General features: G+C 34.3%; 32 protein-coding genes. 12 read left to right on the top strand and 20 right to left on the bottom strand.

Translation table 11 applies throughout. From position 1 onward, the window contains the following. The first annotated feature begins 176 nt into the window (after nt 1-176). The 3 genes from BA768_RS00675 (at nt 177) to BA768_RS00685 (ending at nt 1,995) form a co-directional block, all read left to right on the top strand. Nucleotides 177-1,028, top strand: a complete 852-nt coding sequence (locus BA768_RS00675) for a hypothetical protein (RefSeq protein ID WP_065719566.1) — start codon at nt 177-179, stop codon at nt 1,026-1,028. Nucleotides 1,029-1,142: 114 nt separating this feature from the next. Then, nucleotides 1,143-1,394 (top strand): VF530 family DNA-binding protein, encoded by a 252-nt coding sequence (locus BA768_RS00680; protein WP_034678172.1) that lies wholly within the window; start codon nt 1,143-1,145, stop codon nt 1,392-1,394. 100 nt (nt 1,395-1,494) lie between these two features. After that, nucleotides 1,495-1,995 carry a peptidylprolyl isomerase gene (locus tag BA768_RS00685; protein ID WP_034678173.1) on the top strand — a complete coding sequence of 167 codons (501 nt, stop codon included), beginning with the start codon at nt 1,495-1,497 and terminating at the stop codon, nt 1,993-1,995. A gap of 353 nt (nt 1,996-2,348) precedes the next feature. Here the strand turns inward: BA768_RS00685 and BA768_RS00690 are convergent, their stop codons facing one another. From BA768_RS00690 to BA768_RS00700, 3 genes are all read right to left on the bottom strand, one after another. Next, nucleotides 2,349-2,726, bottom strand: coding sequence for a YchJ family protein (locus tag BA768_RS00690; RefSeq protein ID WP_065719311.1), 378 nt, complete (start codon nt 2,724-2,726; stop codon nt 2,349-2,351). A 39-nt stretch (nt 2,727-2,765) separates the two neighbouring features. Then, entirely contained in the window at nt 2,766-3,110 is a 345-nt protein-coding gene (locus BA768_RS00695; RefSeq protein ID WP_065719312.1) for a superinfection immunity protein, read from the bottom strand. Between the two features lie 96 nt (nt 3,111-3,206). Next, nucleotides 3,207-5,351, bottom strand: coding sequence for a M3 family metallopeptidase (locus BA768_RS00700; protein WP_065719313.1), 2,145 nt, complete (start codon nt 5,349-5,351; stop codon nt 3,207-3,209). A 232-nt stretch (nt 5,352-5,583) separates the two neighbouring features. Here BA768_RS00700 and BA768_RS00705 point away from each other — a divergent pair, with 232 nt between their 5' ends. Then, nucleotides 5,584-6,393, top strand: coding sequence for a head GIN domain-containing protein (locus BA768_RS00705; RefSeq protein ID WP_065719314.1), 810 nt, complete (start codon nt 5,584-5,586; stop codon nt 6,391-6,393). Nucleotides 6,394-6,397: 4 nt separating this feature from the next. Here BA768_RS00705 and BA768_RS00710 read toward each other — a convergent pair whose 3' ends face one another. From BA768_RS00710 to BA768_RS00740, 7 genes are all read right to left on the bottom strand, one after another. After that, nucleotides 6,398-8,272, bottom strand: coding sequence for a monovalent cation:proton antiporter-2 (CPA2) family protein (locus BA768_RS00710; RefSeq protein WP_065719315.1), 1,875 nt, complete (start codon nt 8,270-8,272; stop codon nt 6,398-6,400). Nucleotide 8,273: 1 nt separating this feature from the next. Continuing rightward, a complete protein-coding gene (locus BA768_RS00715; RefSeq protein ID WP_034678178.1) occupies nt 8,274-8,795 on the bottom strand; it encodes an NAD(P)H-dependent oxidoreductase in 522 nt (173 codons plus the stop codon). Between the two features lie 109 nt (nt 8,796-8,904). Beyond that, entirely contained in the window at nt 8,905-9,321 is a 417-nt protein-coding gene (locus tag BA768_RS00720; protein ID WP_065719316.1) for an NTF2 fold immunity protein, read from the bottom strand. Between the two features lie 11 nt (nt 9,322-9,332). Further along, the gene (locus BA768_RS21180) at nt 9,333-9,635 is read right to left on the bottom strand and encodes a hypothetical protein (protein ID WP_165571787.1); all 303 of its coding nucleotides are present in this window, start codon (nt 9,633-9,635) and stop codon (nt 9,333-9,335) included. Between the two features lie 10 nt (nt 9,636-9,645). Beyond that, a complete protein-coding gene (locus BA768_RS00730) occupies nt 9,646-10,455 on the bottom strand; it encodes a TPM domain-containing protein (protein WP_065719318.1) in 810 nt (269 codons plus the stop codon). Next, nucleotides 10,436-10,864 carry a TPM domain-containing protein gene (locus tag BA768_RS00735; RefSeq protein WP_177225350.1) on the bottom strand — a complete coding sequence of 143 codons (429 nt, stop codon included), beginning with the start codon at nt 10,862-10,864 and terminating at the stop codon, nt 10,436-10,438. The genes BA768_RS00730 and BA768_RS00735 overlap by 20 nt, the downstream gene beginning before the upstream one ends. Next, nucleotides 10,864-11,472 (bottom strand): LemA family protein, encoded by a 609-nt coding sequence (locus BA768_RS00740; protein WP_034678184.1) that lies wholly within the window; start codon nt 11,470-11,472, stop codon nt 10,864-10,866. The genes BA768_RS00735 and BA768_RS00740 overlap by 1 nt, the downstream gene beginning before the upstream one ends. A gap of 161 nt (nt 11,473-11,633) precedes the next feature. On the opposite strand from BA768_RS00740, the gene BA768_RS00745 reads away from it, so the two are divergent. Both BA768_RS00745 and BA768_RS00750 read left to right on the top strand, forming a co-directional pair. Further along, nucleotides 11,634-12,125 (top strand): dihydrofolate reductase, encoded by a 492-nt coding sequence (locus BA768_RS00745; protein WP_065719319.1) that lies wholly within the window; start codon nt 11,634-11,636, stop codon nt 12,123-12,125. Nucleotides 12,126-12,232: 107 nt separating this feature from the next. Then, nucleotides 12,233-12,799 carry a hypothetical protein gene (locus BA768_RS00750; protein WP_065719320.1) on the top strand — a complete coding sequence of 189 codons (567 nt, stop codon included), beginning with the start codon at nt 12,233-12,235 and terminating at the stop codon, nt 12,797-12,799. A 47-nt stretch (nt 12,800-12,846) separates the two neighbouring features. Here BA768_RS00750 and BA768_RS00755 read toward each other — a convergent pair whose 3' ends face one another. The 5 genes from BA768_RS00755 to BA768_RS00775 all read right to left on the bottom strand — a co-directional run bounded on the left by BA768_RS00755 (nt 12,847) and on the right by BA768_RS00775 (nt 16,031). Next, the gene (locus BA768_RS00755; RefSeq protein ID WP_123947041.1) at nt 12,847-13,263 is read right to left on the bottom strand and encodes a hypothetical protein; all 417 of its coding nucleotides are present in this window, start codon (nt 13,261-13,263) and stop codon (nt 12,847-12,849) included. Nucleotides 13,264-13,377: 114 nt separating this feature from the next. Then, complete coding sequence (locus BA768_RS00760) at nt 13,378-14,010, bottom strand: trimeric intracellular cation channel family protein (protein WP_065719322.1); 633 nt, start codon at nt 14,008-14,010, stop codon at nt 13,378-13,380. 42 nt (nt 14,011-14,052) lie between these two features. Next, nucleotides 14,053-14,406 carry a four helix bundle protein gene (locus BA768_RS00765; protein WP_051882927.1) on the bottom strand — a complete coding sequence of 118 codons (354 nt, stop codon included), beginning with the start codon at nt 14,404-14,406 and terminating at the stop codon, nt 14,053-14,055. Between the two features lie 42 nt (nt 14,407-14,448). Then, nucleotides 14,449-14,913, bottom strand: coding sequence for a pantetheine-phosphate adenylyltransferase (coaD, locus tag BA768_RS00770; protein ID WP_034678190.1), 465 nt, complete (start codon nt 14,911-14,913; stop codon nt 14,449-14,451). A 134-nt stretch (nt 14,914-15,047) separates the two neighbouring features. After that, nucleotides 15,048-16,031, bottom strand: a complete 984-nt coding sequence (locus BA768_RS00775) for a D-alanine--D-alanine ligase (protein WP_065719323.1) — start codon at nt 16,029-16,031, stop codon at nt 15,048-15,050. 153 nt (nt 16,032-16,184) lie between these two features. Between BA768_RS00775 and BA768_RS00780 the strand changes: the two genes are divergently transcribed. From BA768_RS00780 to murI, 5 genes are all read left to right on the top strand, one after another. After that, the gene (locus BA768_RS00780; RefSeq protein WP_065719324.1) at nt 16,185-17,219 is read left to right on the top strand and encodes a PASTA domain-containing protein; all 1,035 of its coding nucleotides are present in this window, start codon (nt 16,185-16,187) and stop codon (nt 17,217-17,219) included. Between the two features lie 73 nt (nt 17,220-17,292). Continuing rightward, nucleotides 17,293-18,360 (top strand): RluA family pseudouridine synthase, encoded by a 1,068-nt coding sequence (locus BA768_RS00785; protein WP_034678195.1) that lies wholly within the window; start codon nt 17,293-17,295, stop codon nt 18,358-18,360. A 51-nt stretch (nt 18,361-18,411) separates the two neighbouring features. Then, complete coding sequence (locus BA768_RS00790; RefSeq protein ID WP_034678196.1) at nt 18,412-19,362, top strand: PorP/SprF family type IX secretion system membrane protein; 951 nt, start codon at nt 18,412-18,414, stop codon at nt 19,360-19,362. Nucleotides 19,363-19,413: 51 nt separating this feature from the next. Continuing rightward, nucleotides 19,414-20,538, top strand: a complete 1,125-nt coding sequence (gene hemW / locus BA768_RS00795; RefSeq protein WP_083206551.1) for a radical SAM family heme chaperone HemW — start codon at nt 19,414-19,416, stop codon at nt 20,536-20,538. Nucleotides 20,539-20,603: 65 nt separating this feature from the next. Continuing rightward, the gene (gene murI / locus BA768_RS00800; RefSeq protein WP_034678198.1) at nt 20,604-21,434 is read left to right on the top strand and encodes a glutamate racemase; all 831 of its coding nucleotides are present in this window, start codon (nt 20,604-20,606) and stop codon (nt 21,432-21,434) included. Nucleotides 21,435-21,465: 31 nt separating this feature from the next. On the opposite strand, the gene BA768_RS00805 is transcribed toward murI, so the two are convergent. The 4 genes from BA768_RS00805 to BA768_RS00820 all read right to left on the bottom strand — a co-directional run bounded on the left by BA768_RS00805 (nt 21,466) and on the right by BA768_RS00820 (nt 24,091). Further along, nucleotides 21,466-22,065 carry an RsmD family RNA methyltransferase gene (locus tag BA768_RS00805; RefSeq protein WP_034678199.1) on the bottom strand — a complete coding sequence of 200 codons (600 nt, stop codon included), beginning with the start codon at nt 22,063-22,065 and terminating at the stop codon, nt 21,466-21,468. A gap of 198 nt (nt 22,066-22,263) precedes the next feature. Then, nucleotides 22,264-22,980: a DUF3822 family protein gene (locus BA768_RS00810; protein WP_065719325.1), complete on the bottom strand. Its 717-nt coding sequence runs from the start codon at nt 22,978-22,980 to the stop codon at nt 22,264-22,266. A gap of 18 nt (nt 22,981-22,998) precedes the next feature. Then, nucleotides 22,999-23,493 (bottom strand): Smr/MutS family protein, encoded by a 495-nt coding sequence (locus BA768_RS00815; RefSeq protein WP_034678202.1) that lies wholly within the window; start codon nt 23,491-23,493, stop codon nt 22,999-23,001. A gap of 100 nt (nt 23,494-23,593) precedes the next feature. Continuing rightward, nucleotides 23,594-24,091 carry a metallophosphoesterase family protein gene (locus tag BA768_RS00820; RefSeq protein WP_034678317.1) on the bottom strand — a complete coding sequence of 166 codons (498 nt, stop codon included), beginning with the start codon at nt 24,089-24,091 and terminating at the stop codon, nt 23,594-23,596. A gap of 213 nt (nt 24,092-24,304) precedes the next feature. Here BA768_RS00820 and BA768_RS00825 point away from each other — a divergent pair, with 213 nt between their 5' ends. Next, nucleotides 24,305-25,849, top strand: a complete 1,545-nt coding sequence (locus tag BA768_RS00825; protein WP_065719326.1) for a serine hydrolase — start codon at nt 24,305-24,307, stop codon at nt 25,847-25,849. Between the two features lie 162 nt (nt 25,850-26,011). Here BA768_RS00825 and BA768_RS00830 read toward each other — a convergent pair whose 3' ends face one another. After that, complete coding sequence (locus tag BA768_RS00830; RefSeq protein WP_065719327.1) at nt 26,012-26,494, bottom strand: SixA phosphatase family protein; 483 nt, start codon at nt 26,492-26,494, stop codon at nt 26,012-26,014. Nucleotides 26,495-26,578 lie beyond the last annotated feature (84 nt).

Below are 26,578 nucleotides of genomic sequence, written 5' to 3' on the forward strand. Positions count from 1 at the left end.
ACTTAGAAATTTGGTCTTGCTAAATTAATCTATTCTTTAGAGAGAAAAAATTAATGTGACTTAATTAGGTGCTCAATTTTTAAGAAAAATATTCTTCAAACGTAAAAAAAAAGCAAAAAAAAAAGTACAATTTTTCAATGAAAATCTTATTCCCTATTTTTGAAAAAACAATTATCATGAAAAATATTTTAGCAGTACTTGTTGTTTTGTTAGCAGTATCGTTTCAGGCACAAAATTTAGAAAAGCTTTCAAATGAAATCAATGAAGAAGGAATTGCTCTTTACCGCAGTGAAATGGCAAGTTGGTATGGAACGGATGTTTTCGGGGCTAGTTATGAGAACATGGAAAATGTAGGCGGATATTTTTCTTACATAGACGAATCGGTTCCAAAGTGTATTTTCTTTTCAAAGGAAAACAAGGTTATTGCAACAATCGCTTTTCCCACAAATTACAATCCAAAGGACGCAAATTTAGATTTAAAAGAACGAGATTTTACACCAACTGAAGCAGAATATTTTTCTATCAGACAGAATGCTTTGTCGAGAATTAAAACAGATACTATTTTTAAATCTTATCAGAATACAAGTTTTAATATTGTTCCTCTCATTCGAAAAAATGTTAAAAAGGTTTATGTTTTAACCGGACCATCTGTAAACAATGTTGTTGTTTTCGGAAATGATTATTTGCTTACTTTTAATAATAAAAATGAAGTGAAAAATGTTGAAAAACTTCATAATTCTATGATACCAACCAATATCCATGACGAAAAAGTTGGAAAAACCGTAAGTGGAGTTCACTCTCATGTTATTGAAAAATGGTTAACCATTACTCCTACGGATATCTGTACATTGATGCTTTATCATAATCTTACCAATTGGGATTCTTATACTGTTGTTTCTAAAAAATATGTCAGTATCTGGAATTCGAATAATAAGCTTGTGATTATGAAAACTGAGAATTTTAAAAATATGGCAGAAAATATTCTTAAAAATAAAGATAAAACAGAATCAAAAGAAAAAACAGAATAGCATTGAATATTTTCATTAATTCAAAACAACCTTGTTTGCAGTCAAATGCGATTTACATAAAGGTAAAACGGCCTTGTTTGTTACTAAATATAATTTTATCTCTATTTTTACATCATGGAACAACAATCTAAAGACCCGCTTCACGGAAAAAGACTTGATGCTATTCTCGAAGAACTGGTAGAATATTATGATGGTTTTGAGGAATTGGGGAAGCAAATTAATATTAAGTGTTTTACAGATAATCCGAGCATCAGCTCTTCGCTAAAGTTTTTGCGGAAAACAGATTGGGCAAGAACGAAAGTAGAGAGTTTATACCTTTATGTTTTAAGGCAGAAAAAGAAAGCGGAAAGAGATAATATAGGGTAATTTTTGATGATTTATTAATTTGTTTCTAAAACCAATTATTTCAAAAACATTATATTTGTGCCGTTAATCGTGAGGATAAATTCACGAAAAAAAGAAAAATATGACAATCGAAAACAATCACGTTGTAGCTGTAAAGTATATTCTTCACACGATCGAAGAAGATGGATCTAAAGTTCTTGTAGAAGAGACAACAGAAGAAAATCCGCTTACATTTTTATATGGAATGGGAATGATGATTCCTAAGTTTGAGCAAAATATTCACGGTTTGAAAGCGGGCGATACAGCAGCTTTCGTTATTCAGCCAGAAGAAGCGTATGGTGAAAAACAGGAAGATGCGATTGCACAATTACCAATCGATATGTTCGGAGAATCCGGAATTCCGCCAGTTGGAGCTATCTTACCTTTGACAGATAACCAAGGGAATAATTTCCAGGCTTTTGTAGTAGAAGTTACACCGGAAGTTGTGGTAGCAGATTTAAATCATCCAATGGCTGGGAAAGTTTTGGATTTCCAGGTTGAAGTTTTAAATACCCGTCCTGCAACTGAAGAGGAATTATCTCACGGTCACGCTCACGGAATTGACGGAAACGAAGGTCACTAAGAGTTCCTGTACAATATTAAAATGTCTGGCAGAAATGCTGGACATTTTTTGTTTTTAACCACAAAGTCACAAAAGTTTTACACTTTTTATAGTTTAAATGATTGAAAACAGAAGTTCAAAAAAGATTTAAAAGTGATTTTTAATCTGTGAAAATCTGAGTAATCTGTGGGAGGTTTTAACACATGAGTCACATTAGTTTATACTTGAATTTTTGAAAATATTTAGAACACATGAGTTCAAAATCAGAGATTTTCAAATTACTAGAACTGAATTTTATCTTTGATAAAATCTTTGCGTCTTAAAAAAGTTTAGAATTCAACTTCTTTTGCGCCTTTGCGATTAACTAATTCCAATTATTCTAAAAACTCTCCGCTTACGTAGTACCAACGATTTTGAATCATTTTAAATGTAGATAATTCGTGATGAACTTGTTTTTCTCCATCTTCATCGGTGTAATACGCTTTGAATTCCACTTTATTCATTGATGGTTCGTCTACAATTTCCAGTTTCGTCCATTCATTGATTTCTCCCCATTCCTGTAAATCTTTTTTGTTGTGAAATTGTCTTTTTACCGGTGAAGTTGTTTCCATTAAATATTCTCCATTCGGAATGGCAAATGCTGAAAATCTAGAGCGCATCAAAGCTTCGGCGGTTGGTGCATTTTTTTCTCCGGTATGATAAGGTTTACAACATTTTTCGTAGGCTTTACCCGAACAGCATGGACAGTTCATTATTTATAATTTTAAAATTGCAAAAGTCTTAAAAGTTTTTTAACTAAGTAATTTATTTTTTTGATCTATGAATTCTTTATCTGTAATTACTCCTTTATCATGAAGTTCTTTCAATTTGGTCAATTGATCAATATTAGTATAGTTGTTTTGCGAATTAACAGTTACTTGTTGGTTAGTTTCGTTATTTGATAAAGCCCAAACTAAAGCTACTACCCAACCAATTAATGACCATCCTAAAAATAAGTTTAATATGAAAATAGCACTTGTATTTGCTTTTTTTCTACTAGATGCCACAAATGTAGGAATAAAGTATACAGGAATAATAATTAATAAAACAATTAATATATGTTGCCAAGAAAGGCTTAAAAGAGTTAAAAATTTCATAGATAAATAAAGTTTCTTTGGTTAAAATTTTATAATCAAATATATTTATTTTTATGTAATAAAAAAGCATCCAAAAAATTGAATGCTTTAAAAAATTTATTTAATAAACCCTCTGTTTCTCAACAACGGCTTAATATCCGGATCATGTCCTGTGAAATCTCTGAATGCCTGATTCAAATCAACTGAATTTCCGACAGACAGAATATATTTTCTGAAACGGTCTCCATTTTCTCGAGTTAATCCGCCATTATTTTTAATCCATTCCCAGGTGTCGTTATCCAACGTTTCAGACCATAAATAAGCGTAATATCCTGCAGAATAACCACCACCCCAAATGTGTGCGAAATAAGGAGTATGATATCTCGGAGGAACCGTTGCTAAAGTAAATCCGTGATTTACCAACGATTGTTTTTCGAAATCTAAAACCGGAGTTAATTGATTTTCATTTGTTACCGTATGCCAATCCATATCCAAAGCTGCTGCAGAAACCAATTCGGTGGTCATGTAACCCTGATTGAAAGTCGCTGCTTTTTTAATTTTATCAACCAAAGCTTGTGGAATGGGTTGCTTGGTTTCGTAATGAAGTGCATAATTTTTCAAAACTACCGGATCTAAAGCCCAATGTTCATTGATTTGAGATGGAAACTCTACAAAATCTCTCGGTACATTTGTTCCTGAAAGAGAAGGATATTTCTGGCTCGCAAACATCCCGTGGATCGAGTGACCAAATTCATGGAAAATGGTTGTCACATCGTCATAGCTGATCAAGGAAGGTTTTCCCGGGGCAGGTTTTTGATAATTATAACAGTTTACAATAACTGGCTTTGTACCTAATAAATAAGATTGTTCTACGAAGTTACTCATCCATGCTCCACCGTTTTTAGAATCTCTCGTGTAGAAATCCAAGTAATAAATGGCGATAGATTTTCCATTATGGTCGAAAACTTCATACGTTACAACATCAGGATGATAAACAGGAAGATCAGTTCTTTTTTTGAAGGTCAATCCATAGAATTTTTCAGCAGCGAAGAAAACTCCTTTTTCCAGAACCGTTGTGATTTCGAAATAAGGCTTGATTTGATTTTCATCTAAATCATATTTAGCTTTTCTTACCTGTTCAGCATAAAAATTCCAATCCCAAGGTTCTACTTTGAAACCGCCTTTTTGCTGGTCAATCAAATCCTGAATATCTTTTGCTTCACGCCTTGCAGTTTCTACAGCAGGCGTTGCAATCTGATCCATCAATTTCTTTGCTGCTTCCGGATTTTTTGCCATCTGATCCTGCAATTTCCATTCTGCGAAACTTTTTTTGCCTAAAATCTGAGCTTTCTTCAGTCTTAATTTGGCTAATTTTTCAATCGTTTCTCTTGTGTCATTAGCATCACTTTTTTCAGCTCTCGTCCACGAAGCTTTGAATAATTTTTCTCTTGTTGCTCTGTTTTTAAGATTCTGTAAGAGAGGTTGCTGTGTCGTATTTTGTAAAGCCAATAAATACTGACCTTCTTTGCCTGCATTTTTAGCATCACTTGCAGCGGCGGCAATTTCATCAGCAGAAAGTCCGTCTAATTCTTTTGCATCAGAGAAGAAAACACCGCCCTGCTTTCTTGCTTCCAATAATTTGTTGGAATACTGTGTAGAAAGAGATGCCATTTCCTGATTGACCTGCTTCAGTTTTTCTTTGTCGGCCATTGAAAGATTGGCTCCTGCAATTTCAAAATTTTGTTTATAAAACTGTACTAATCTTTTGCTTTCAGAATCTAATCCGTTTTCAGAAATAGATTTAATTCTTTTGTACAGATTTTCATTCAGATACATTTTATCGGAATGTGCGGCAAAAATCGGAGCATATTCTTCGTCTAAAGCCTGTAAAGTAGGGTTTGTATTTGCACTTGTTAAATTTGAAAATACAATGACAGCTCTTTTCAGGACTTCGCCACTTTTTTCTAATGCAACGATGGTATTTTCAAAAGTCGGAGCTTCAGGATTGTTGGCGATTTTTAAAATTTCGGCATCGTGTTGTTTTAAACCAAATTCAAAAGCAGGTTTGAAATGTTCGTTTTTAATTTTATCAAACTCCGGAGCTTCATATTGAAGTTTGCTTTTCTTCATGAAAGGATTCGAAGAAAGTGATGCGTCAGGAACAGGGATTTCCTGTTTTATGTCGTTTGTTTTCATTGTTGTAGTACAGGAATAATTGAATGCCAAAGCAGAAATTAATAATACTGATGAAACATTTTTCATAAGCAGATTTTATGGTATTTAAATTTAGTTTAGAATCTCTTTTTGATTTTAAAAATTGTTTTTCTTGTCAGTTGTAAGAGATTTCATAATTTAGTTGTTATTAAAGTATAAAGATATTAAAAACTAAACTTTTAAACATCAAAAATGAAATCGCCATGAATTTTCGTACTGAAACACTGATGAAGGTGAAGCGATTGCATATGTTCCTTAAAAGAAAATCAAAAATTTACATATGAAATACCAAACAATTTTACTTTTTTCAGGATTAATTATTTTTTCTTCGTGCAAAGAAAATGAGAGCAAAAACGAAAAATCAACCTGGCTTCCGGATGTGACCAACAAAGATCACGGGTCTTTAAAACAAAAAGAATTTAAAGGAGATTTTGATGAAATTGAAGTTTCCCAGGCCATTGAAGCTGAAATTATTAAGTCGGATATTGAGAAAGTCGTGATTTCTGCACCGGAAAATATTATTAATGAAGTTTTGGTTGATAATGACGGAGGAGAACTGCATATTCATTATAAAACAGGGGTTCGTGTAATGAATACGAATAATGTAAAAGCTAAAATTTATGCTAAAAATTTCAACAAGATTGAAGCCAATTCTGCCGCAACAATTATTGTAAGAGATAAATTTACACAGGACAAAACGGATATTGAAGTGTCAAGTGCAGCGCATATTTCAGGTAAATTGGAAGCAAATGATCTGGATATTGATGCGGGAAGCAGTGCAAGTTTCAAAGGAGAAATATGGGCAGTAAATCTGAATATCGAGGCTTCGTCTGCTTCAGATGTTACCATTTCAGGAAAAACTAAAAATGCAACCCTTAATTCATCTTCATCAAGCGAGATTTCTGCTAAAGAGGTAATTGCCGAAAATGTAAAAGCTGAAGCATCAAGTGCATCAAGTGTAGAAATCGGTGTCTCTTCTAAATTTGAAGGTCATGCTTCTTCAGGAGCAAGTGTTAAAGGAATTAAAAAAGGAAATGTAACAACGGTAAGCAAAGAAGAAAGCAGCGGCGGAAGCGTAACTGTGGAGTAATTTTTTACTCCTGATCCTCTTCTTCGTCGGTCGATTGAGTTTCCCAATCTTTATTTTCTAAATTAAGATTATCATAAGCCAATAAATCCTCCTCTCGCTGGAGGATTTCTCTTGTGGTAAAAAGATGAATTTCTTCGTCGTCTTTTGATTTTGCCAGTTTTCTGATGGAAGCTTTGTCGATTGCCATAAATCTCTGTCCAAGTCTGCGGGCAGCATATTTCCGCATTCCGGTTTCGTGGAGAACATCCACTGCCATATCAACAGCGGTTCCTAAAGTTTCACGGTAAATATTATCAATTCCGTTGTCCAGATAAGCATAAGCATCGATTCTGTTTTTAGCACGAACAAATATTTTCACTTTCGGATAATGTTCACGAACCAATTCTGCAATAAATTTATTGTCATCGGGATCATCAAGACATAAAACCAGAATTTCGGCATCTTCAATTCCTGCAGCTCTTAAGATGGGAATTCTTGTAGCGTCTCCATAATATACTTTAAAACCATAGCTTCTCAATAATTTCACACGGTCTGAATCTCTGTCGAGAACCGTTGCGGTAATTTTATTGGCTTTTAAAAGTCTTCCAACTGTACTTCCGAAATGCCCAAAACCCACGATAATGATTTTTTTCTGAGAAATATTACCGTCAAGAATACTGAAGGCAGATTCTTCTTCAGGAATTTCTTTAATAAATTTTGGAGTAATCAGTTTATCATTGATAATTAAAAGAATAGGAGTGATACACATGGTAATTGCGGTAACCGCCATCATTTGTGCGTTCATTTCAGCGCTGAAAAGATATAAATCTGATGCATAATTAATTAAAACGAAAGAAAATTCTCCTACTTGAGAAAGGGCAAAAGCATAAAATAAACTTTGTGGCGTGTCTATTTTAAAGAATTTTCCGATGGCAAAAAGGACAAAAAATTTCACTGCCAAAACCACAAAAACGGTACTGAAAATGAATACAGGATCCTGAGCAATAACATTAAAATTCATCGTGGAACCGACGCTCACGAAAAATACGGCAAGCAAAAGTCCTTTGAAAGGATCGATCTGTGCTTCAAGCTCATGACGAAATTCACTGTTTGCCAACATCACACCCGCTAAAAATGCTCCCAAAGCCGGAGACAATCCAATGGCAACCATTAGTTCTGAAACACCGATCACTAAAAATAGGGAAGAGGCAGTTAGTAACTCTGTCATTCCTGCTTTTGAAACGTATCTTAAAAATGGAACGAAAACATATCTTCCGAGTAAAATTAAAACAACAACTCCGAAAATTACGGTGGCAAACTGTAGCCATTCAGGAAGAGTCTGTATTAAAACCTGAACTTCATTATCGTGATGTCTAGCCTTATAATTCGCAATGATCGGTAAGATTGCCAAAATCGGAATCACAGCAATATCTTGAAATAAAAGCGTAGAAAATGATGCTTCTCCGGCTAAAGTTTTCAGATTGTTTTTTTCCTGTAAGGTCTGCAAAACAATAGCAGTCGACGATAATGCAAAACACATGGCAATGGCAATTGATTTGTCGACTTTCCAGCCTGCCCAAATAAAAATAAGAAATAGAATGGAAATAGTAAGAACCATTTGCGTCAAACCGAGCCCGACAATCTTCTTCCGCATTTCCCAGAATTTCCTGGGTTCTAATTCTAATCCGACCAAAAAAAGAAGCATGATGACTCCAAATTCACTGGCGTGCATAATGTCGTTTACATCTTTTCCGGTAAGTTTTAAAACGTACGGTCCGATGATAATTCCACCTAAAATATAGCCGATTACTGAACTTAGACCCAATTTTCTTGCTAACGGAACCATAATAATGGCTACGCCCAAAAATAATAAGGTGTTCATTGCTAAAGTAGTTTCCATGCTATTGATTCAGGATTTCGACAAATTTCTTTTTCTGTAAAATGATTTCTTTTTTTGATAGTTTATTGGCTTCGTAAACGATTGTAATGTCTTTGATATTGGCTTTAAAAACATTCAGAGAAACAATCAATCCGCTGATAATTTCTTCAATCGTGTATTTGTATGTTCCGTTTTTTGAAAAAGACCTTTCTTTTCCACCGGTTGTCACAACGATAAAAACTTCTTTGTTTTCGAGAGGATTATTTTCGCCTTCTTTTACCCAGTTTCGGTCAAAAACTTCATCAATCCATAGTTTTAGTAAAGGTGGAATTCCGAACCAGATGATGGGAAACTGAAAAATAAAACGATCGTATTGCTGAAGTCTTTTTCGCTCCCGAAATGCCGCAATATGAAAATCGGGATATTCTTCATACAAATCGCGAAGGGTAAAATGCTGATGACGAACGTAGAAATTGATGATCTCTACATTTGAATTGGAATGCTCAAGATAGGGATGGGCAAAAACCACCAGCGTTTTTTTCATAAACCCGTTTTCAGTAAATATAATGAAAATTGTGTGAAATATAAAGGGTTATGGCAGGTTTAATGAAATTTTAATCAGAGAAAAGCGGGATTTTTAGTTTAATTAAAATTTATTCTCCGTGAGTGAGTTTAATTATTTTTCCGTCTTTTGAACTTATTATTATCAGGAATGTTCCTCCGATTGCTACTTCAGCGGGCATTGTTCCATTAATTATATAGTAATCTTCAACATAATTTATATTGTATGGTCTTTGTTTAACTATATTTTCTTCTCCGTAAATTTTAAAAAGAATATCTTCAGCAATTTTAACAGCAGTTTGAGAATCTGAAATAACTTTATCAGTAAGGATCTCATTTTCTAAAAGAGCATTCTTTAATTCTAATTGTGCATTTTCAATATTTCTGTTTTCTTTAAAAACTATAGAATTATTAATTTCAGAAATATTTTCTTGCTTATTTCTTTTTGTGCAAGATAAAATAGGTATAATTAAAAGTAATCCTAATGATATTTTCAATGAAGATTTCATATTTTAAAACTTTAAATAAACCATTTCCAAAAACTTACAAATATTGAAATTATTCCAATCATTAAAATACAAGTCGCAGAATATTTAAATGTATTTAATTCTTTGTTTTTAAAAGCTAATATTAAAAATGATAATGAAATGAATGAGATAATTAAAAAGTAATATTTGTATGAATATTTTAAGTCTAAAAGTCCATACAACGCCTGAGTTTTTCCGTCTGTCGACCAATAATCTTTTAGAATTGTCAGATTAACTTTAATGGAAAGTAATAAAGTTGTGAAGCTTAAAAGAATAGATGTTACTGAAAATTTCATTTTAATTTTTCTACCATCCACCAGACGCTCCACCGCCACCAAAGCTTCCTCCACCGCCGAATCCTCCAAATCCTCCAAATCCTCCACCGCCTCTAGAGCTTCCACCGCCAAATCCACCGCCAAAACTTCCGGGAAAAGGGAACGGGAAAAATCCACCGGGATAATTTCTTCTTCCTCTACGACTTAAAATAATATCGCCATCATCATCACCGCCACCTCTATTGCCAAAAATAATCGCAAGAATAATAAAAATAACAAAAGCAATGATAATTAATTTTAAAGCTCCTGAATCCCCTTCATTTTCATGGTTTTCCAAAGGTTTGAACTTTCCCTGAACAGCCTCCATAATAGCATTCGTTCCACCATTGATGCCTTCGTACCATCTTCCTTGCCTGAAATTCGGTGTAACGATATAATCTAAAATCTGTCCTGCAACTGAAGCCGTCAAATATTGTTCAACCGCCCTTCCTTGCTGAATTGACATGGTTCTGTCATCTTTTGCAATCAGGAAAACGACTCCGTTGTCAACATCTTTTTGTCCGATTCCCCATTTTTCACCAAACATGGTTGCCAGAAAATTTACATCTTCGCCTTTTGTGGAAGGAATAATGATTACCTCAATTTCCGTTGAAGTAGAATCTGCAAATTTGATGAGCTTTTTGTTCAGTTCATCTTTTTCCTGCTGAGTCAAAAGGTTGGCTTCATCGTAAACAGGATAAAGAACTGCTGGTTTTTCGGGAATAGTGTATTGCGCTGATAAAAAACCATAACAGCAAACTAATAGAAATGTGAAAAATATTTTAAGAGAATGTAATCTCATTGGGTAATTCGTTGTGGTTTTCTCCGGTTATCGGAAAATATTTTTTTAATTCAAGACCTGTTTCGAGAATCCCGCTTTTCAAAGCTTGGTAATAATGCCCTTTTGCAAATTCCGAAGTGATATAATCGTGCAGATGATCCCAGTACGACTGATGCACTTTCTCATGAATTCCGGTATCGCCAATGATGGTAAGGTATTTTTTCTCAAAATTAACATGAAAAAGAACCGCATTTTTTTCTGCAGTTTTGTCTTTGCACAGCTCTTTAAAAACTTCAAAAGCAGTTTCTGCAGACTGTGAATCTGTAGTAGAATCAATATGTACACGGATTTCTCCGGTAGAATGTTGCTCTGCCGACTGAATAGCTTCCACAAGGGAAGCTATTTGCTGATCTGTAAGAAAGCGGCTCATTATTCTGTAAATACGCTTGGTGCGTTTTCAGCTCCTGCCTGTGCTTTAAACAAAGGTTTTTCCTTAAAATTGGTAAAGTTTGCCAAGATATTGTTCGGGAATTGCTTGATCGAAACATTGTAGTCTCTCGCTGCATTGTTGTAATACACCGTTTCGGTTCTGATGCTGTTTTCAATAGCAATATATTCTCTCTGGAAATTGATGTACTGCTGATCTGCCTTCAAATTCGGATAAGCTTCTGCAACCGCCATCAATCTACTTAAAGCCCCCGTTAATTCTCCTTGGGCAGCCTGGAATTTAGCCATGTCTTCTTCGGTAAGATTAGTAGGGTTGATGTTGATAGAAGTGGCTTTTGAACGGGCTTCAATAACTTTAGTCAAAGTTTCCTGCTCGAATTTTGAATATGATTTTACAGTTCTTTCCAGATTCGGAATGAGGTTGGCTCTTTTCTGATAAACGGTTTGTACGTTAGACCATTTTGCATCTACCGTCTGTTCCTGATCTACAAATTTATTATATCCGCTTTTCCCCCAGAAAAATAGTATTCCTACGATAATTATAAGAGCAATTCCGATCGTTCCGGCGCTCATACAGCCTTTGTTTTTCATATGTGAGTTTTTATTGTTTTTAATGGTTTTATGCAATCGCAAATCTTCAAGTATGTGTATTTGAAAATGTGTAGTTACGATTTCATCGTTTAAAATTTTTTAATGTTTTTGTGTTACTCAAATATACAAATTAAGTGCTAATTTTGCAGAAAATTTATTGAATGACAACAATTGTGGTGGCAATGGGAGAAAAAAACGAAATTGGTTCTGATAATCAGCTTCTGTGGCATCTTCCGAAAGATTTGAAACATTTTAAAGATCTTACTTCGGGGCATCCGATCATCATGGGAAGAAAAACATATGAAAGCATTGGAAAACCATTACCCAACCGTACCAATATTGTTGTTTCAAGAAAAAAAGACTGGTTTGAGGAAGGAATTTTAATTGTAGGAAGCGTTAAAGAAGCTGTGAAATTTGCCAAAAAAATAGACGAAAATATTTTTATTATCGGAGGCGGAAATATATATGAGCAAACTATGGAGATTACAGACCGACTTGAAGTAACTTTAGTAAAAGCAAACCTTGAAGCCGATACTTATTTTCCTAAAATAGATCACAAAATCTGGAAAATGACAGAGGAAATCTGCCATGAAAAAGACGAGAAAAATCAATATGATTTCTGTTTTCAAACGTATGAAAGAATTGAAGGATAGTAGTTGTTGGTTGATCGTTTTTAATTTGTGGAATTTTAATGAGAAACCGTCAACATACTAATAACTAACAACCAAATTTCTTATCTTTGCACTTCTAAAATTTAATAATGAACAAATACATAAAAATCATCGTTGCAGCACTTCTGATTCTTGGAGGTCTTTACATGATATTCTTTACCAGAAGTATGGGATGGGGAATCGTAGTTTTCCTTTTATCAGCATTACCAATTTTCTTATTTTTTAAGAATGAAAATATCCTTTTGGCTTTCTGGCAATTGAGAAAGCAGGATATGATAAAAGCTTCGAAATTTTTGAATAATATTAAAAATTATAAAACAGAGCTTCATAAGAACCAATACGGATATTACCATTATTTACAGGGCTTGGTTTTAGCACAGGATCATCCGACGAAGGTTGAGCCTTTAATGAAAAAAGCTTTGGAATATGGTTTGAATATGAAGCATGACCGCGCAATGGCAACTTTAAATCTTGCGGCAGGAGCAATTTCTAAAGGAAAAAAACAGGAAGGACAAAGACTTCTTGAAGAAGCAAAAAGACTGGATTCTGCCGGAATGATGGCCGACCAAATCAAAATGCTGAAAGATCAGCTGAAAATGCCGACGATGCAAAAGCATATGCATAACCCGAATATGAGAAACAGAGGGAAGTTTTAATAATAGAAAAATAATAAAAAATGCACTAATTGATTTTAGTGCATTTTTTATTTTCTGGACGGAGGTGAAGGTTCTGGCGTTTCAAAGAACTTATCATTGGGATAAAGTTTTTTTCTAATTAAAGAGAGTTTATCCAATTTCGTGAACTTATCACCTAAATTGTCATCATTGAAATATTGTCTTTGATTTTTATTAGGATAATAAACTGTTACCAAGGATGAACTGTATTCCCGTTTAGCTCTATTTTCGTTTTTTAAATATTTAAAATAATTTTCAAAAGAAAGAGAATTTTTGGGTTTAAAAGGATAAACGATTTTGGGTAAAATTTGTTGCTGCTTTTCAAATGAACTTATCTCGGAATAGGTTTCTAAATATAAGGTGTCATTTTCTTTTACGAAATTAGATCTCTCAGATGCAGCAAATACATGCTGAAAGATTAACATAAACCTCCAAGGTATCTCCATTTTCCATTTTTTCTGAAAATTGATAGAGGTCTTTTTCCAAATCGAACTTGCTTTCACGGTTGCAAGAAAATACTATGAATAAAGCGAATAGGAGGATTATTTTTTTCATAGAGGTTACATCTCAGAATTGTTTTCATAACCATAAAATTTTGGCATCTGCCAATGATATTTTACAGCCAATGTTCTGATAGAAACAATGAGGAGGATCGTAAAAATCTGAATAATTGTATAAGAAAGATTGGTGAAAGTAGTCAGTAATAAAAATGTTGAACCGCCAATAATACATGCACTAGCATAAATTTCTTTTCTGAAAATCAGTGGAATTCTGTTGAGCAAAATATCACGGATTATACCACCAAAACATCCGGTTATCGTTCCCAATGCAATACAAATTAAGGGATGAATATCTGAATTTAAACCTTTCTGAACTCCGATAATCGTAAACAATCCCAAACCGAAACTGTCAAAAATAAATAAAGTAACCTTAAAATTTTTCTCGATTGATTTAAAGACCATCGAAAAAATACTGGTTGCCAAAATCAAGCCGCACATCAGAAGATCGTGCATCCAGAAAACAGGAATATCAAGAAGAAGATCTCTCACCGTACCGCCGCCAACTGAAGTTACGAAAGCGATAATTAAAACACCGAAAGGATCTAATCTTTTCTGCATTGCCGCAAAACTTCCCGACATCGAAAACGATATCGTACCCAAAATTTCTATGGCAAAATTGATCTGTTCGTGCATTTATTATCGATGATGAGTAATTGGTAATGAGTAATCCACTTATTAGATTTTAGATAATTTATATTTATAAGTAGTCATTACTTTTACCAATTCTTCACATTCTGATTTTAATGGTTCTAATTTATTTTGCTCAACATATTGAAGTTCTTCAATGATTTCCAGCCAATGTTGAGTCTCGTCTATTTCTTCAACTACGATGCAGATTTTAGCAAACTTCTCCTTATCCGATCTTGCTCTGCAAACAGCTCTATAATTTGATGATACAGATGTTGCCGATCTTATAATTTGTTTTCTGATTATTGATACAGCATCTGAGTATGGGATATCTGATAAAGATTTGATGATTTCTACAGCAAATCTTTTAGTTCTGTCTCTGAAAATTTGATTGTAATCCATAATGTGTTTTTGCAAAATTACTCATTACAAATTACTTATTACTTATTTTTCTACTCTTACCGATTCCGGAACGAGAAGCTCGTATTCTCCGCCGTGATTGATGATTTCCCTTACGATGCTGCTGCTGATGAAAGATTTCCCGGAAGAAGTAAGAAGGAAAACGGTTTCAATTTTTTTATGGGCTAAAGTTCTGTTGGTATGCGCAATTGCCTTTTCGAATTCAAAATCGGCAGGATTTCTAAGTCCGCGGATGATGAACTGGGCATTTTTCTCAAAACAGTAATCCACGGTTAAACCTTCGAAAAAATCGACTTCCACATTGGGGAATTCTGCAACTGAATTTTGCAGGAATTCCATTCTTTTTTCTAACGGGAACATGTATTTTTTCTGTGAATTTTGGCCGATGGCGATGATTAATTTATCAAAAAGTGCAGCCGCTCTTTCTATAATATCGTAATGTCCTAAAGTGATCGGGTCAAAAGATCCCGGGAAAACAGCAATTTTCATGCGTGAAAGGTTTTTAAGTTTAAGGTTCAGAGTTTAAAGTTCTTCTAAAGAAAACGCTGCCTTTTGAAACTAAAGTTTATTTAAATTAAAATAAATGTTGAAGTAAAGTAAAAAAACTTCCAACATCCATCTTCCTATTTATTCAAAGCTTTTTCAACTTCGTTTCCACAAAGATCTTTGATTGAAATTCCGTATATTTTTGCCTGCTGCGGAAGAATACTTGCAGGAGAAAATCCTGGATTGGTATTCATTTCCAGCATATAAGGAATTCCATCCATTAGAATAAATTCACTTCTTGAGAAACCGCTCATTCCAAGAGAATTGTACGCTCTTTTTGCAATTTCTTCCACTCTGATTCTTGTTTCGTCATCAATTCTTGCAGGAGTAATTTCTTCAGAAGCTCCTTCATATTTCGCTTCATAATCGAAAAATTCGTTTTTAGGAACAATTTCAGTAATTCCCAAAACAATTGTTTCACCTTTAAAATCAATAACTCCGACAGAAACTTCCATTCCGTTCAGGAAACTTTCAATTAAAATCTCATCATCTTCTTTAAAGGCAATTTCGGTTGCAGCAATCAGCTCCGATTTTTCTTTAACCTTAGAAATTCCTAGTGAAGAACCAGACTGATTGGGTTTAACAAAAACTGGAAGTCCTAGATTGTCGATAATTTCATCAACATTAATATTTTCACCTTTTCTTAAATAAACACTTTTTGCAGAAGGAATTCCGTATTTCGAAAGTACCGCTAAAGTATCTTTTTTATTGAATGTTAATGCACTTTGATAAAAATCACAACCGGTATATTTCTGTCCGATGGCATCCCAATAAGCCTGAAAAATCCCATTTTCACCCGGTGTTCCGTGAATAATGTTGAAACAAGCATCAAATTTTAATTTTTCGTTATTGTCTAGTGTAACCGAAAAATCGCCTTTGTTGATCGGTTTTTTATTCTCGTTTTCATCCAGAAAATACCATTCGTCTTTTAAGATAACCACCTTGTAGACATGGTACAGATCACGGTCTAAGGAATCGTATATTAACTGACCGCTTTTTAGAGAAACTTTGTATTCGTCAGAATAGCCTCCCATAACTACGGCAATGTGTTTTTTGCTCATATCAAATTATCAATTAAGGCAAATTTAAACAATTTATATATTGAAATAAGTGAATTTTGGATTTTTTGAAAGCAAAAATGAATTCTGCCAAATAAAAACTTCAATATAAAATTATTAATTATCTTTGTCGTTATAATTAAAGTATTTTTAAGTATGCTTAAATCACTTTTCAATTGGAAAGTTTTACTCAATTTATTAGTAGCGATCGGAATTTTTGTAGGATTAGTATGGCTTACTTTCCGCTGGCTTGAGTATCATACCAATCATGGGCAGGAAATTCCTGTTCCTAATGTTGTGAATAAATCTGTGCACGACGCAGTAAAAATATTAGAAGATGCAGGGCTTGATTATGAAGTAGACAGTGCTGCTTACAATCCTAAATACAGACCGCTTCAGGTTTTGAAAGTATATCCTTCACAAGGCTCACGTGTGAAAGACGGAAGAGCGATTCAGCTGATGGTAAATCCTAAAAGCTGGGCTCCTGTTGCTGTGCCGGATGTTATCAATAAATATTCGGGTCTGGCTTTCCAAAGATTGGATCAGGTAGGTTTGAAGGTGGGAGACACCATTTTTGAATCAAGCATTCAGAAAGATGCTGTTTTAAGAATTTTATTTAAAGGAAACTCTATTAAACCGGGAACAAAAATCCCAAGATTCTCTGTGGTGGATGTTGTTGTAGGTTCTGGTCCTTTGAGAAATATTTCTGTTCCGAATGTGGTAGGATTAACGGTAAAAGAAGCTAAAGCTTTAATTGCAAGAAATTTATTCGAAGTTGGTCTTGTAGATCATGAAGATGGCGGCAATGATGATTCGGATATCATCTATTACCAGGATCCTGCAGCAGGAGATACACGAGATCAGGGAATGCAGATTGATCTTTGGGCGAGTAAGAAAACACCTGCAGAACTGCGTGGGAAAATTGAGATTTTAAATTCTACTTACAGAATGAAGGTTGATACAACACTTCCTCCAATCAGATATGAAGAAGTGCCGAATTTCCCGGATCCTCCAATGAATGAGCCGACACCTGCTCCGGTAAGTCCTCCGAAAAAAGAGGTTCCTAAAACTGATGCTGCAAAACAAAGTACAGGTTCAGCAAAACCGGCGACTACCAATGATAAGACGAAACCTGCTGCAACAACAACTCCCGCAACAGATAAGCCTAAAGCTAAAAAGGTAATTATATAATTAATTTTTTAATTTAATATAAAAACATGGCTTCAACTTTAAATGTTGAAGCCTTTTATATAAAGAAATAGCAATGACAGAAGATAATGAGGATTTTTTAGACGAAGAATTTTTAGACATCAATAACTCAATTGATATTGATGAGGAAAATAAAGGTCTTTATGAACATTTTAATATTACGGTTGATCCTAAGCAGGAACCATTAAGAATTGATAAGTTTTTAATGATCTTCAGGCAGAATTCTTCGAGAAATAAAATTTCACAAACCTGCCGTGCAGGAAATGTTGTCGTCAACGGAAATCCTGTAAAACAAAATTACAAGGTAAAACCGGGTGATCAGATTTCTGTTTTATTGGCTCATCCGCCGAGGGAAAATGTTATCATTCCACAAGATATTCCTATTAATATAGTATACGAAGATGATGATCTTGTCGTTGTAGATAAAGATCCCGGAATGGTGGTGCATCCCGGTTTCGGAAACTGGGACGGAACTTTGGTCAATGCATTAGCGTTTCATTTTCAGAAAAACGGTGAGAAATCTGATCTTGACAGAGTAGGTTTGGTTCACAGAATTGATAAAGATACTTCCGGGCTTTTAGTCATTGCAAAAACAGAATATGCTCTGAGTTTTCTTGCAAAACAGTTCTTCGATCGGAAAACGAGACGTTTGTACTGGGCTTTTGTTTGGGGGAATGTACAGGACGATGAAGGGACGATTACCGGTCATATCGGAAGACATCCGAAAAACAGAATGCAGATGTACACGTATGCGGACGGAAGTCAGGGAAAACATGCGGTAACTCATTATAAAGTATTAGAAAGGTTTAAATACATGACTTGGGTAGAGTGTAAGCTTGAGACCGGAAGAACGCATCAGATCAGAGCGCATTTTAAACATATCGGTCATACCTTATTTAATGATGAAAGATATGAAGGGAATGTTGCTCTGAGAGGAGTTAATCTGCCAAAGTATAAGAGTTTTATTAAAAATGTTTTTGAGGTTTTACCACGACATGCTTTACATGCTCATACTTTAGGATTTATACATCCAACCACTAAAAAGGAATTGTATTTTGAGAGCCCAATGCCGAAAGATATGGCGGATGCTGTAAAAAAATGGAGAAATTATTTAGAAAACTAAAAATATATTGAGAATTTTTTTATATTTGTTGAATTGAAATCAAGATTTGTTATGAGAAAACTATATGCTATCGTATGTTTAGCTCTTTTGTCGAATGCATACAAAGCACAAGAATCACTACCATATTATCAACAATATCTTTTGGATGGTGAGTTCCTGTTCAACCCTGCTCAATACGGTAAAACGGACTATGTACAGCTTAACTTAAACTATCAACAACAATTTTCAAAATTCAGCGAGTCTCCAAACGTACAATCTGTGGGGATCAACGCGAATATTTTTGACAGAGTGGGAGCGGGTATCTCCGTTTTCAGAGATAGTAACGGTCCTATTTCAGCAGGAGGGATTACAGCGGGAGCATCTTATTTTATTCCACTTAGCAGCGAAGGTGAAAGACAGGATCAGTTTTCTTTCGGTACAAGTGTGAACTTCTACAATATGAATTTTGATTACTCTAAAATTAATACAGAAGACGGATACGATCCTTTGCTTCAGGGTAACGAAAGCAACATCTTTATGGCATATGCAAACTTCGGTTTAGCGGCGACGTACAGAGGTTTGTTCGGGGGAGTTTCTGTGAACGATATCGCTTTAAGCAATGACGAATCTATCGTAAACAACTACGAACCGTCTCCAATCAAATTCTTCTTAAACTTAGGATACGACTGGAAAATTGCAGACAACATTGCAATCACACCTTCAGCTTTAATCAATTTGAATACAAACTCAACAAGAATGATGGACTTAAACCTTATGGCTACGTTCTCAAACGACATCAACGCTTTCTCTTTCGGGGTAAGCTACAGAGGAGTTCAGAACAGATTTGATAATCAGCAGTTGAGTATCTCTCCGATCGTAAAAGTAAGATTCAACAAATTTATGGTGGGTGCTACTTACAACCTTGGAATGTCTGACATTCAGGAGTATGGAGGAAACAGCTTCATGATCGGTCTTGGTTATAACTTCGATAACTTTATTAATCATAGAGGATTTAGATATTAATCAATTTAATTTAAATAAATTTGAGCTCTGAAATTTTTCAGGGCTTTTTTTATGATTTACATTCACATTCCTTTTTGCAAACAGAAATGCAGCTACTGCAATTTTCATTTTTCTACCTCTTTGAATTTTAAAGATGAAATGCTGGATGCCATGAAAAAGGAAATTTTTCTTAGAAAAGATGAGCTTCAGAATAAAACCTTGCAATCACTTTATTTCGGTGGTGGAACTCCTTCTGTGCTTTCTGCGGATGAAATTAAATCTTTAATTGATGAGGTTCTAAGATATTTTAATTTTAAGAATGACATCGAAATTACATTAGAAGCAAATCCTGATGATTTAGATAAAAATTTTCTGAAAGGATTATCAGATTCTCCTGTCAATCGTTTATCAATCGGAACGCAGAGCTTTTTTGATGAAGATTTAAAGCTGATGAATCGTGCGCATAATGCTTCCGAAGCAGAAGGCTCGATTAAAAGAGCACAGGATTTTGGCTTTGAAAATTTAAGCATCGATTTAATCTACGGTTCACCAACTTCCAATCTGGAGATCTGGAAAGAAAATTTAAATAAAACCGTTGCCCTTGAAATTCCGCATATTTCTTCTTATGCTTTAACGGTAGAACCTAAAACCGCTTTGGAAAACTGGGTTGCAAAAGGAAAGGTTTTAAATCCAAAAGAAGAAGAACAGAATCGTGAGTTTTATTATATGATCGATTTTCTGAAAGACCACGGTTTTGAACATTACGAAGTTTCCAATTTTGCAAAGCCAGGATTTTATTCGAGACACAATTCTTCGTACTGGAAATACCAGGAATATCTGGGAATTGGTCCTTCCGCACATTCTTACAACGGAACTGATGTCAGAAGCTGGAATGTTGCCAATAATCAGCAATATATTAAGAAACTGAATTCAAATATTTTAGCAAAGGAAACGGAAATACTTTCCCAACAAGACCAATTTAACGAAATGATTATGATTGGTTTGAGAACGGTTTGGGGCGTAGACTTAGATAGTTTAAACCAAAAATTTTCAGAAAATATTCTGGAACGCTTTAACAAAGAAATTCAAAATAAAATGGAAGAAGGAATTCTTAAAATCGAAAATAATCATCTTAAAATTCCTGAAAAACATTGGTTTATGGCAGACGGAATAGCCTCCGATTTGTTCCAGGTTTAAAAATCTCGAATCTCGAATCTCAAATTTAAAATCTTTAAGTATTTTTGTATTAAATTTCAAAGCTTTTGAAAACTAAAAAACAAGATTATTCGCATCTTTCGCCGAAGCAGCCTATCGGGATTTTCGATAGTGGAGTAGGAGGTTTAACGGTTGCCAAAGAAATAAAAAGACTTCTTCCGAATGAAGACCTTATTTATTTTGGAGATACAAAACACCTTCCTTACGGGGAAAAATCGAAAGAAGCGATTATAGGATATTCTACGAAAATTTCTAATTTCCTTTTAGAACAAAACTGTAAAGCGATTGTCATTGCCTGTAATACCGCTACAGCAAACGCTTTGCAGGAAGTAATGGAATCGGTTGCCGGAAAAGTTCCGGTGATTGACGTTATCAATCCTGTTGCTGAAAAAGTAGCGTACGAAATTCACAATAATGTAGGAGTAATTGCTACAAAGGCGACTGTAAATTCAGGACTTTATAAGAAAAGCATTCGTAAGCACAATAAATTTATCAAAGTTGATGAGTTAGCGACTCCGCTTTTGGTTCCTGCGATTGAAGAAGGCTTCAAGAATCATCCGATCACGCATTCTATCATTTACAATTATCTGAGCAATGCTAAATTAAAGAATATTGAAACGCTAATTCTGGGCTGTACCCATTATCCGCTTTTGATTGATGAAATAAAGCAATATTACGGAAACCGCGTTCGTGTCATCGATTCACCGAATATTGTTGCAAATCATTTAACGATTATTTTAGATAAATATCACCTTCTGAATGACAATAATCCGAAACCGACCTACAAATTTTATCTTTCGGATATTACTAAAAACTTTGAGAAAATTTCCAAGAAATTCTTTGGTAAATCAATAGATCTAGAGCATAAGGTTTTATAAAAACGAAAAAAGACTCAATTGAGTCTTTTTTTTATTCTGTAGTATCTTTGTTTTCAGTTTCAACTTCAATCTCAGCTTCCTGATTGGGTTCATAAAAACTGAAGCTCACATTTCCATATTTTCTGGTATATTTAAAATTAGGGTGATCCAGTTTTAATCTGCTTTGGTGTTCTACAATCAGAACTCCGTTTGGTTTTAGATATTTATTATTTAAAACCAAAGAAATCAGTTCTTGATATTTTTTTTCTTCGGTTTCAAAAGGAGCATCAGCAAAAACGATCTCATACGATTTATTATTTCTGAATTTCTTCAGCCAGTCATAAACGTCGCCACGTTGGGTACTTATCTGTAAACTCATGTCTAAATCTGAAGCGGTAGAATTGATAAAAGACGTGTGTTTCGGATTCATTTCAACCGAAGTTATATCTTGGCAACCTCTTGACGCAAATTCTAAAGTGATGGAACCGATTCCCGCAAAAAGATCAAGAACGGAAATCGACTGCATATCGTAAGTATTTTCTAAAATACTGAAAAGTGCTTCTTTTGCAAAGTCCGTTGTCGGTCTTACATCAAAATTTTTGGGAGCGGCTATTTTTTTTGCTTTCCATTTACCGGAAATTATTCTGTACATAGATGTTGGGTGTTAGATGTTTGGTGATGGAAAATTTCTAAACATTAAGAATTTCAAGCATTAATTCTTTCTATTTTCATTAAGATTTTATTAAGCTAAATAAGATTTATGTCTGTCTCTGCGCTCTAAATGGCTTAGTGAACTTAAAAAATATATTCAAAAAAAGCTTTGTGAGCTTTGTGTTGTTATTCTTTCGAGTTAATTAAGGATAAAATTCTTATTCGGAACGTTATCATATACTACTTTAAGATTCTTTACAAATTTCTGAAGTTCAGAGATAAAGGTTTCATTTTCTGTCGTTTCTCCGTAAACGTAAAAGTTGGTTTCGTTAATTCCAAAACCGATTTTGCTCAGCGTAAACATCACGAAATAAAGAAAGTCCACCTCCGAATTTACATCCAGATTGTTATATAAGATGATTTTTTTATTGGATATTGCAAAAAACTCACATTGATTATGATACAGATTGATGTGAATTTCTTTATTGTTTTTATTGTTGATCGAGTTCAAAAACTTCTCTCCCGAAAAATTAAATCTTACCGGAATCGACAAATCTTTTATTTTCTGATAAAATTCTTTTGGAAAAGTATAGTAAAACTGAACTTTGAATTTCTTATTCACAGAAAGCATCAGTTCTTCGTTATCCTTGTCAACTGGCGCATTGAAAGCAATCAGGTCATATCCGGAATCATGATCTTCAAAACCTTCCGGCATCAAGGTGAAATGATTCAGTGCAGAAATTACAGAAACTTCGTCATACCTTTGTTTTAGAAGAACATCTTCAAGTTTTCCTGAAATAAAATTCTTCGGCGATTCTTCGTCTACGAAATAAGACTTTTCCTCCAAAACACTTTTGTTTTTGGTGATTTGGTAAATCAGTCCGTCTTTGGTAAAAAGTAAATTTAGTACGTTCATATTACAATTGTTGCAAATTTAGTGAAATTCTACCATTACCGCACCCGATTGATGATGAAGTATTTCCTTATTGTAAAAATCCAAACCTGTCTGGCTTTCGAGAACATCAAAAACCATTCGCTGCAGAGTTCCGTCACCGATTCCGTGAACAATTTCAAGTTTTTTCAAATGATTTTTTCTACAAAAATTAATAGTCTGAATGAGTTTTTCCTTCTGAATGAATAATCTTTCAAAGCTATCGTAATCATGTGGGTTTTTCACCAGATTTTCGAAATGTAAATCTAAAACAAGCGGATTTTTGTCATGCTTTTTAGAAATCACTTTTTTCGGTTCTGCTTTTTTTACGATTTTAATATTTTCATAAATTTCAGCGTTTTTCGGAACCAGTTTTTCTTTCGGATATTGATAAGTGAATCCGTATTCATCTTTGAAAACGACAATATTTACATTGACTGAAGTGATAACTCCACTCAAATCTTCATCAACTACCGAAACTTTATCGCCGATTTTCATACATCTTAAACACTAATCTACACAAATTTTCAGCACAAGTTTTTCACAAATTTTTTAGTGTTATTTGCGAAAAAATATTGGTGGCATTTGTGTTTCAAAATTAAACTTTTGTCCCTAATTCAATGACTGCCAAATCTTTTATTTCCTCACCATCAATCACAAACTGCATCATCGTTCTCATTTTATGCCATCCCTGTTTTCCGCAAGCTCCGGGATTGAGATGAAGCAATTTGTTTTTATCATCATACATCGCTTTCAAAATATGAGAATGCCCTGAAATAAATAATTTCGGAGCTTTTTCAGAAATTTCTTTCTTGGCTAAAGGCGTATATTTTCCCGGATAACCACCGATATGAATCATTAAAACTTCTACCTTTTCACAAAAAAAACGATTCACTTCAGGAAATTCTGAACGGATTTTTGCATTGTCAATATTTCCCCAAACTCCTTTTAAAGGTTTGATTTTTTCAAGTTGCTCAATGATTTCAAAACTTCCAAAATCTCCGCAATGCCAAATTTCATCGGCTTGTTTTGCATAATCTAAAATTCTGTCATCCATATAAGAATGAGAATCGGAGAGAAGGAGTATTTTAGTCATTTTTAATTTTTTTACCACAAAAGAAACCAAGGAAATAATTGAATGCTATTTCAAAAGTTTACAAAATCATTGATGCTGTTTTTTGTGAACTTTTGAAAATCTTATAGTACACTAAAATCTTTTGTTTCTTTTGCGGTTTAAACAAGTCGCAAATTTACTTAATAATACTGAATTGATTAAATTTGAAAAAATTTTTAAAATAAATATTTACATATGAAAAAGAAACTTTCTTTTTTCCTTTTTCTTTTAACAATAGGGATTGCGAATGCGCAGGTTGAAGAAAAAAAACTGGATGAATTAATTCAAAATACCTTAAAAACTTTCGACGTTCCCGGAATCTCGGTTGGTGTTATTAAAGACGGAAAAATAATTTATTCTAAAGGTTTTGGGGTGCGTTCTTTGACAACGAAACAACCTATGGATGACACCACTTTGGTAGGTATTGCTTCCAACTCAAAAGGATTTACCTGTACTGCTTTAGCGATTTTGGCGGATGAAGGTAAATTAAACTGGGATGATAAAGTTTCAAAATATATCCCTGAATTTCAAATGTATGATCCTTATGTTTCTCAAAATGTGACCATCAAAGATTTGGTAACCCACAGAGCGGGATTAGGACTCGGACAAGGAGATTTGATGTTTTTTCCTGAAGGTGGAAATTTAACGGTAAAAGATATTGTTCATAATGTAAGATATTTAAAACCTGAAAATCCGTTCAGAACGACTTTGGATTATAACAACATCATGTTTATTGTTGCAGGAGAAGTGATTACCAGAATTTCAGGATTAAGCTGGGCAGATTTTATTGAGCAAAGAATTATGAAACCGGTCGGAATGATCTCAAGTTTCGGAAGTTACAACAGGACAAGAGCTATTTCGAATAAAATCGATGCACACGCGCCAGTTGACGGAAAAGCAATTGCCGTTCCCCACGACTGGAACGAAACAGGAAATGCAGCAGGCGGAATTATGAGTAACATTAAAGACATGACGACTTGGGCAGAATGTCTTCTGAATAATTTTACAACAAAAGACGGAAAGAAATTGGTTTCGGATAAAAATATTCAGCAGCTTTGGAGTTTACAGATTCCGGACGGTGTGGCAATGAAAAATCCTTATGACACAAGTTTTTACGGGTACGGTTTGGGTTGGTTTTTAAGTGATGTGAAAGGTCATAAGCAGATTCAGCACACTGGTGGATTGATTGGAACGGTAACTCAGTTTACCTTAATTCCTGATATGAAATTAGGGATTGTAGTTTTAACGAATCAACAGTCCGGAGCAGCTTTCAGTACAATAACAAATACAGTAAAAGATTCTTATTTAGGAGTTGCCGACAGAAACTGGCTAAAAACTTATGGTGACAGAATGCAGAAAGTTGAAGCGGATTACAACAAGCAGAAAAAAGAAGCTTTTGCGAAATCTGAAGCATTTAAAAAAGAAAAAAGCCTGCAGCCAAAACCAGAACAGTTTGTCGGAAAATACAATGATCAGTGGTTCGGAGATGTTGAAGTGATTCAACAAGGAAATACGTACAGAATTTCTTGCAAAAACTCTCCAAGACTGAAAGGTGAGCTGCTTCCTTTTTCAAATAATACGTTTATTATTAAATGGGATGATAGAAGTTACGATGCCGATGCGTATCTGATTTTTAGCTATGATGAAAACGGAAAAGCAGAATCTGCAAAAATGAAAGCGATTTCAGATATTACCGATTTCAGCTTCGATTTTGATGATTTGGATTTGAGAAGAAAATAAATTTCAACAAATAATATTTATCAATAGGGACGGGTTTTAGCCCGTCTTTTCTTTGTGATGCGAATTGGCTTTAGCCAAACTTAAAATTTAAAAATATTTAACCACCCCGTCAAAAATTCTTACGAATTTTCGCCACCCCTCCAGAGGAGTGGAATCTTAACGTCAAACTTTTATTTTCGCAGGTTCGTAAAAGAAAAGCAGCTTTTTGTCGGCTCCGTCAAACTGCGACCAAGAATCACATTCAATCTGAAAACCGGCAACACCGCAAGTAGGGAAATGGAAAATATCCTCAGAAATTGAATTGGCAAAGTTGGAGATTCCGTTGTTGTGAGAAAAGAATGCAACAGAATTCAGTTCGTCATTTAAATCATAAATAACCGACTGAAAATTATTTTCAGAAGGATTGTACAGTTTTTCGTCTGTCCCAAATTTCAGATGATAGGTCTGATTGAAAATTTTACAGGTATTCAAAGCCCTTACAGCGGGGCTCGAAACAAGATAATCAATCGCAATATTATGGTTTTTAAGAAATTTAGACATTTTTAAAGCATCCTGTAAGCCGGTATCTGCTAATGGTCTTTCAAAGTCGCTGGTTTCTTCTGGCCAGTCACTTTTTGCATGTCTTACGAGAATCAATTGCTTCATAGTCTTTGGTTTAGGTAATATAAAATTATAAAAAAATTAATGTAAAAAACTATGATTTATAAAAAAAACTGTGTTAGGAATATA

The organism is Chryseobacterium sp. CBo1 (assembly GCF_001693475.1).
Classification (GTDB): domain Bacteria; phylum Bacteroidota; class Bacteroidia; order Flavobacteriales; family Weeksellaceae; genus Chryseobacterium; species Chryseobacterium formosense.

Bases quoted from the DNA above. Each gene is read 5' to 3' on its own strand.
- BA768_RS00675 (WP_065719566.1), top strand. From the start codon at position 177: ATGAAAAATATTTTAGCAGTACTTGTTGTTTTGTTAGCAGTATCGTTT.
- BA768_RS00680 (WP_034678172.1), top strand. From the start codon at position 1,143: ATGGAACAACAATCTAAAGACCCGCTTCACGGAAAAAGACTTGATGCT.
- BA768_RS00685 (WP_034678173.1), top strand. From the start codon at position 1,495: ATGACAATCGAAAACAATCACGTTGTAGCTGTAAAGTATATTCTTCAC.
- BA768_RS00690 (WP_065719311.1), bottom strand. From the start codon at position 2,726: ATGAACTGTCCATGCTGTTCGGGTAAAGCCTACGAAAAATGTTGTAAA.
- BA768_RS00695 (WP_065719312.1), bottom strand. From the start codon at position 3,110: ATGAAATTTTTAACTCTTTTAAGCCTTTCTTGGCAACATATATTAATT.
- BA768_RS00700 (WP_065719313.1), bottom strand. From the start codon at position 5,351: ATGAAAAATGTTTCATCAGTATTATTAATTTCTGCTTTGGCATTCAAT.
- BA768_RS00705 (WP_065719314.1), top strand. From the start codon at position 5,584: ATGAAATACCAAACAATTTTACTTTTTTCAGGATTAATTATTTTTTCT.
- BA768_RS00710 (WP_065719315.1), bottom strand. From the start codon at position 8,272: ATGGAAACTACTTTAGCAATGAACACCTTATTATTTTTGGGCGTAGCC.
- BA768_RS00715 (WP_034678178.1), bottom strand. From the start codon at position 8,795: ATGAAAAAAACGCTGGTGGTTTTTGCCCATCCCTATCTTGAGCATTCC.
- BA768_RS00720 (WP_065719316.1), bottom strand. From the start codon at position 9,321: ATGAAATCTTCATTGAAAATATCATTAGGATTACTTTTAATTATACCT.
- BA768_RS21180 (WP_165571787.1), bottom strand. From the start codon at position 9,635: ATGAAATTTTCAGTAACATCTATTCTTTTAAGCTTCACAACTTTATTA.
- BA768_RS00730 (WP_065719318.1), bottom strand. From the start codon at position 10,455: ATGAGATTACATTCTCTTAAAATATTTTTCACATTTCTATTAGTTTGC.
- BA768_RS00735 (WP_177225350.1), bottom strand. From the start codon at position 10,864: ATGAGCCGCTTTCTTACAGATCAGCAAATAGCTTCCCTTGTGGAAGCT.
- BA768_RS00740 (WP_034678184.1), bottom strand. From the start codon at position 11,472: ATGAAAAACAAAGGCTGTATGAGCGCCGGAACGATCGGAATTGCTCTT.
- BA768_RS00745 (WP_065719319.1), top strand. From the start codon at position 11,634: ATGACAACAATTGTGGTGGCAATGGGAGAAAAAAACGAAATTGGTTCT.
- BA768_RS00750 (WP_065719320.1), top strand. From the start codon at position 12,233: ATGAACAAATACATAAAAATCATCGTTGCAGCACTTCTGATTCTTGGA.
- BA768_RS00755 (WP_123947041.1), bottom strand. From the start codon at position 13,263: ATGGAGATACCTTGGAGGTTTATGTTAATCTTTCAGCATGTATTTGCT.
- BA768_RS00760 (WP_065719322.1), bottom strand. From the start codon at position 14,010: ATGCACGAACAGATCAATTTTGCCATAGAAATTTTGGGTACGATATCG.
- BA768_RS00765 (WP_051882927.1), bottom strand. From the start codon at position 14,406: ATGGATTACAATCAAATTTTCAGAGACAGAACTAAAAGATTTGCTGTA.
- coaD (WP_034678190.1), bottom strand. From the start codon at position 14,913: ATGAAAATTGCTGTTTTCCCGGGATCTTTTGACCCGATCACTTTAGGA.
- BA768_RS00775 (WP_065719323.1), bottom strand. From the start codon at position 16,031: ATGAGCAAAAAACACATTGCCGTAGTTATGGGAGGCTATTCTGACGAA.
- BA768_RS00780 (WP_065719324.1), top strand. From the start codon at position 16,185: ATGCTTAAATCACTTTTCAATTGGAAAGTTTTACTCAATTTATTAGTA.
- BA768_RS00785 (WP_034678195.1), top strand. From the start codon at position 17,293: ATGACAGAAGATAATGAGGATTTTTTAGACGAAGAATTTTTAGACATC.
- BA768_RS00790 (WP_034678196.1), top strand. From the start codon at position 18,412: ATGAGAAAACTATATGCTATCGTATGTTTAGCTCTTTTGTCGAATGCA.
- hemW (WP_083206551.1), top strand. From the start codon at position 19,414: ATGATTTACATTCACATTCCTTTTTGCAAACAGAAATGCAGCTACTGC.
- BA768_RS00805 (WP_034678199.1), bottom strand. From the start codon at position 22,065: ATGTACAGAATAATTTCCGGTAAATGGAAAGCAAAAAAAATAGCCGCT.
- BA768_RS00810 (WP_065719325.1), bottom strand. From the start codon at position 22,980: ATGAACGTACTAAATTTACTTTTTACCAAAGACGGACTGATTTACCAA.
- BA768_RS00815 (WP_034678202.1), bottom strand. From the start codon at position 23,493: ATGAAAATCGGCGATAAAGTTTCGGTAGTTGATGAAGATTTGAGTGGA.
- BA768_RS00820 (WP_034678317.1), bottom strand. From the start codon at position 24,091: ATGACTAAAATACTCCTTCTCTCCGATTCTCATTCTTATATGGATGAC.
- BA768_RS00825 (WP_065719326.1), top strand. From the start codon at position 24,305: ATGAAAAAGAAACTTTCTTTTTTCCTTTTTCTTTTAACAATAGGGATT.
- BA768_RS00830 (WP_065719327.1), bottom strand. From the start codon at position 26,494: ATGAAGCAATTGATTCTCGTAAGACATGCAAAAAGTGACTGGCCAGAA.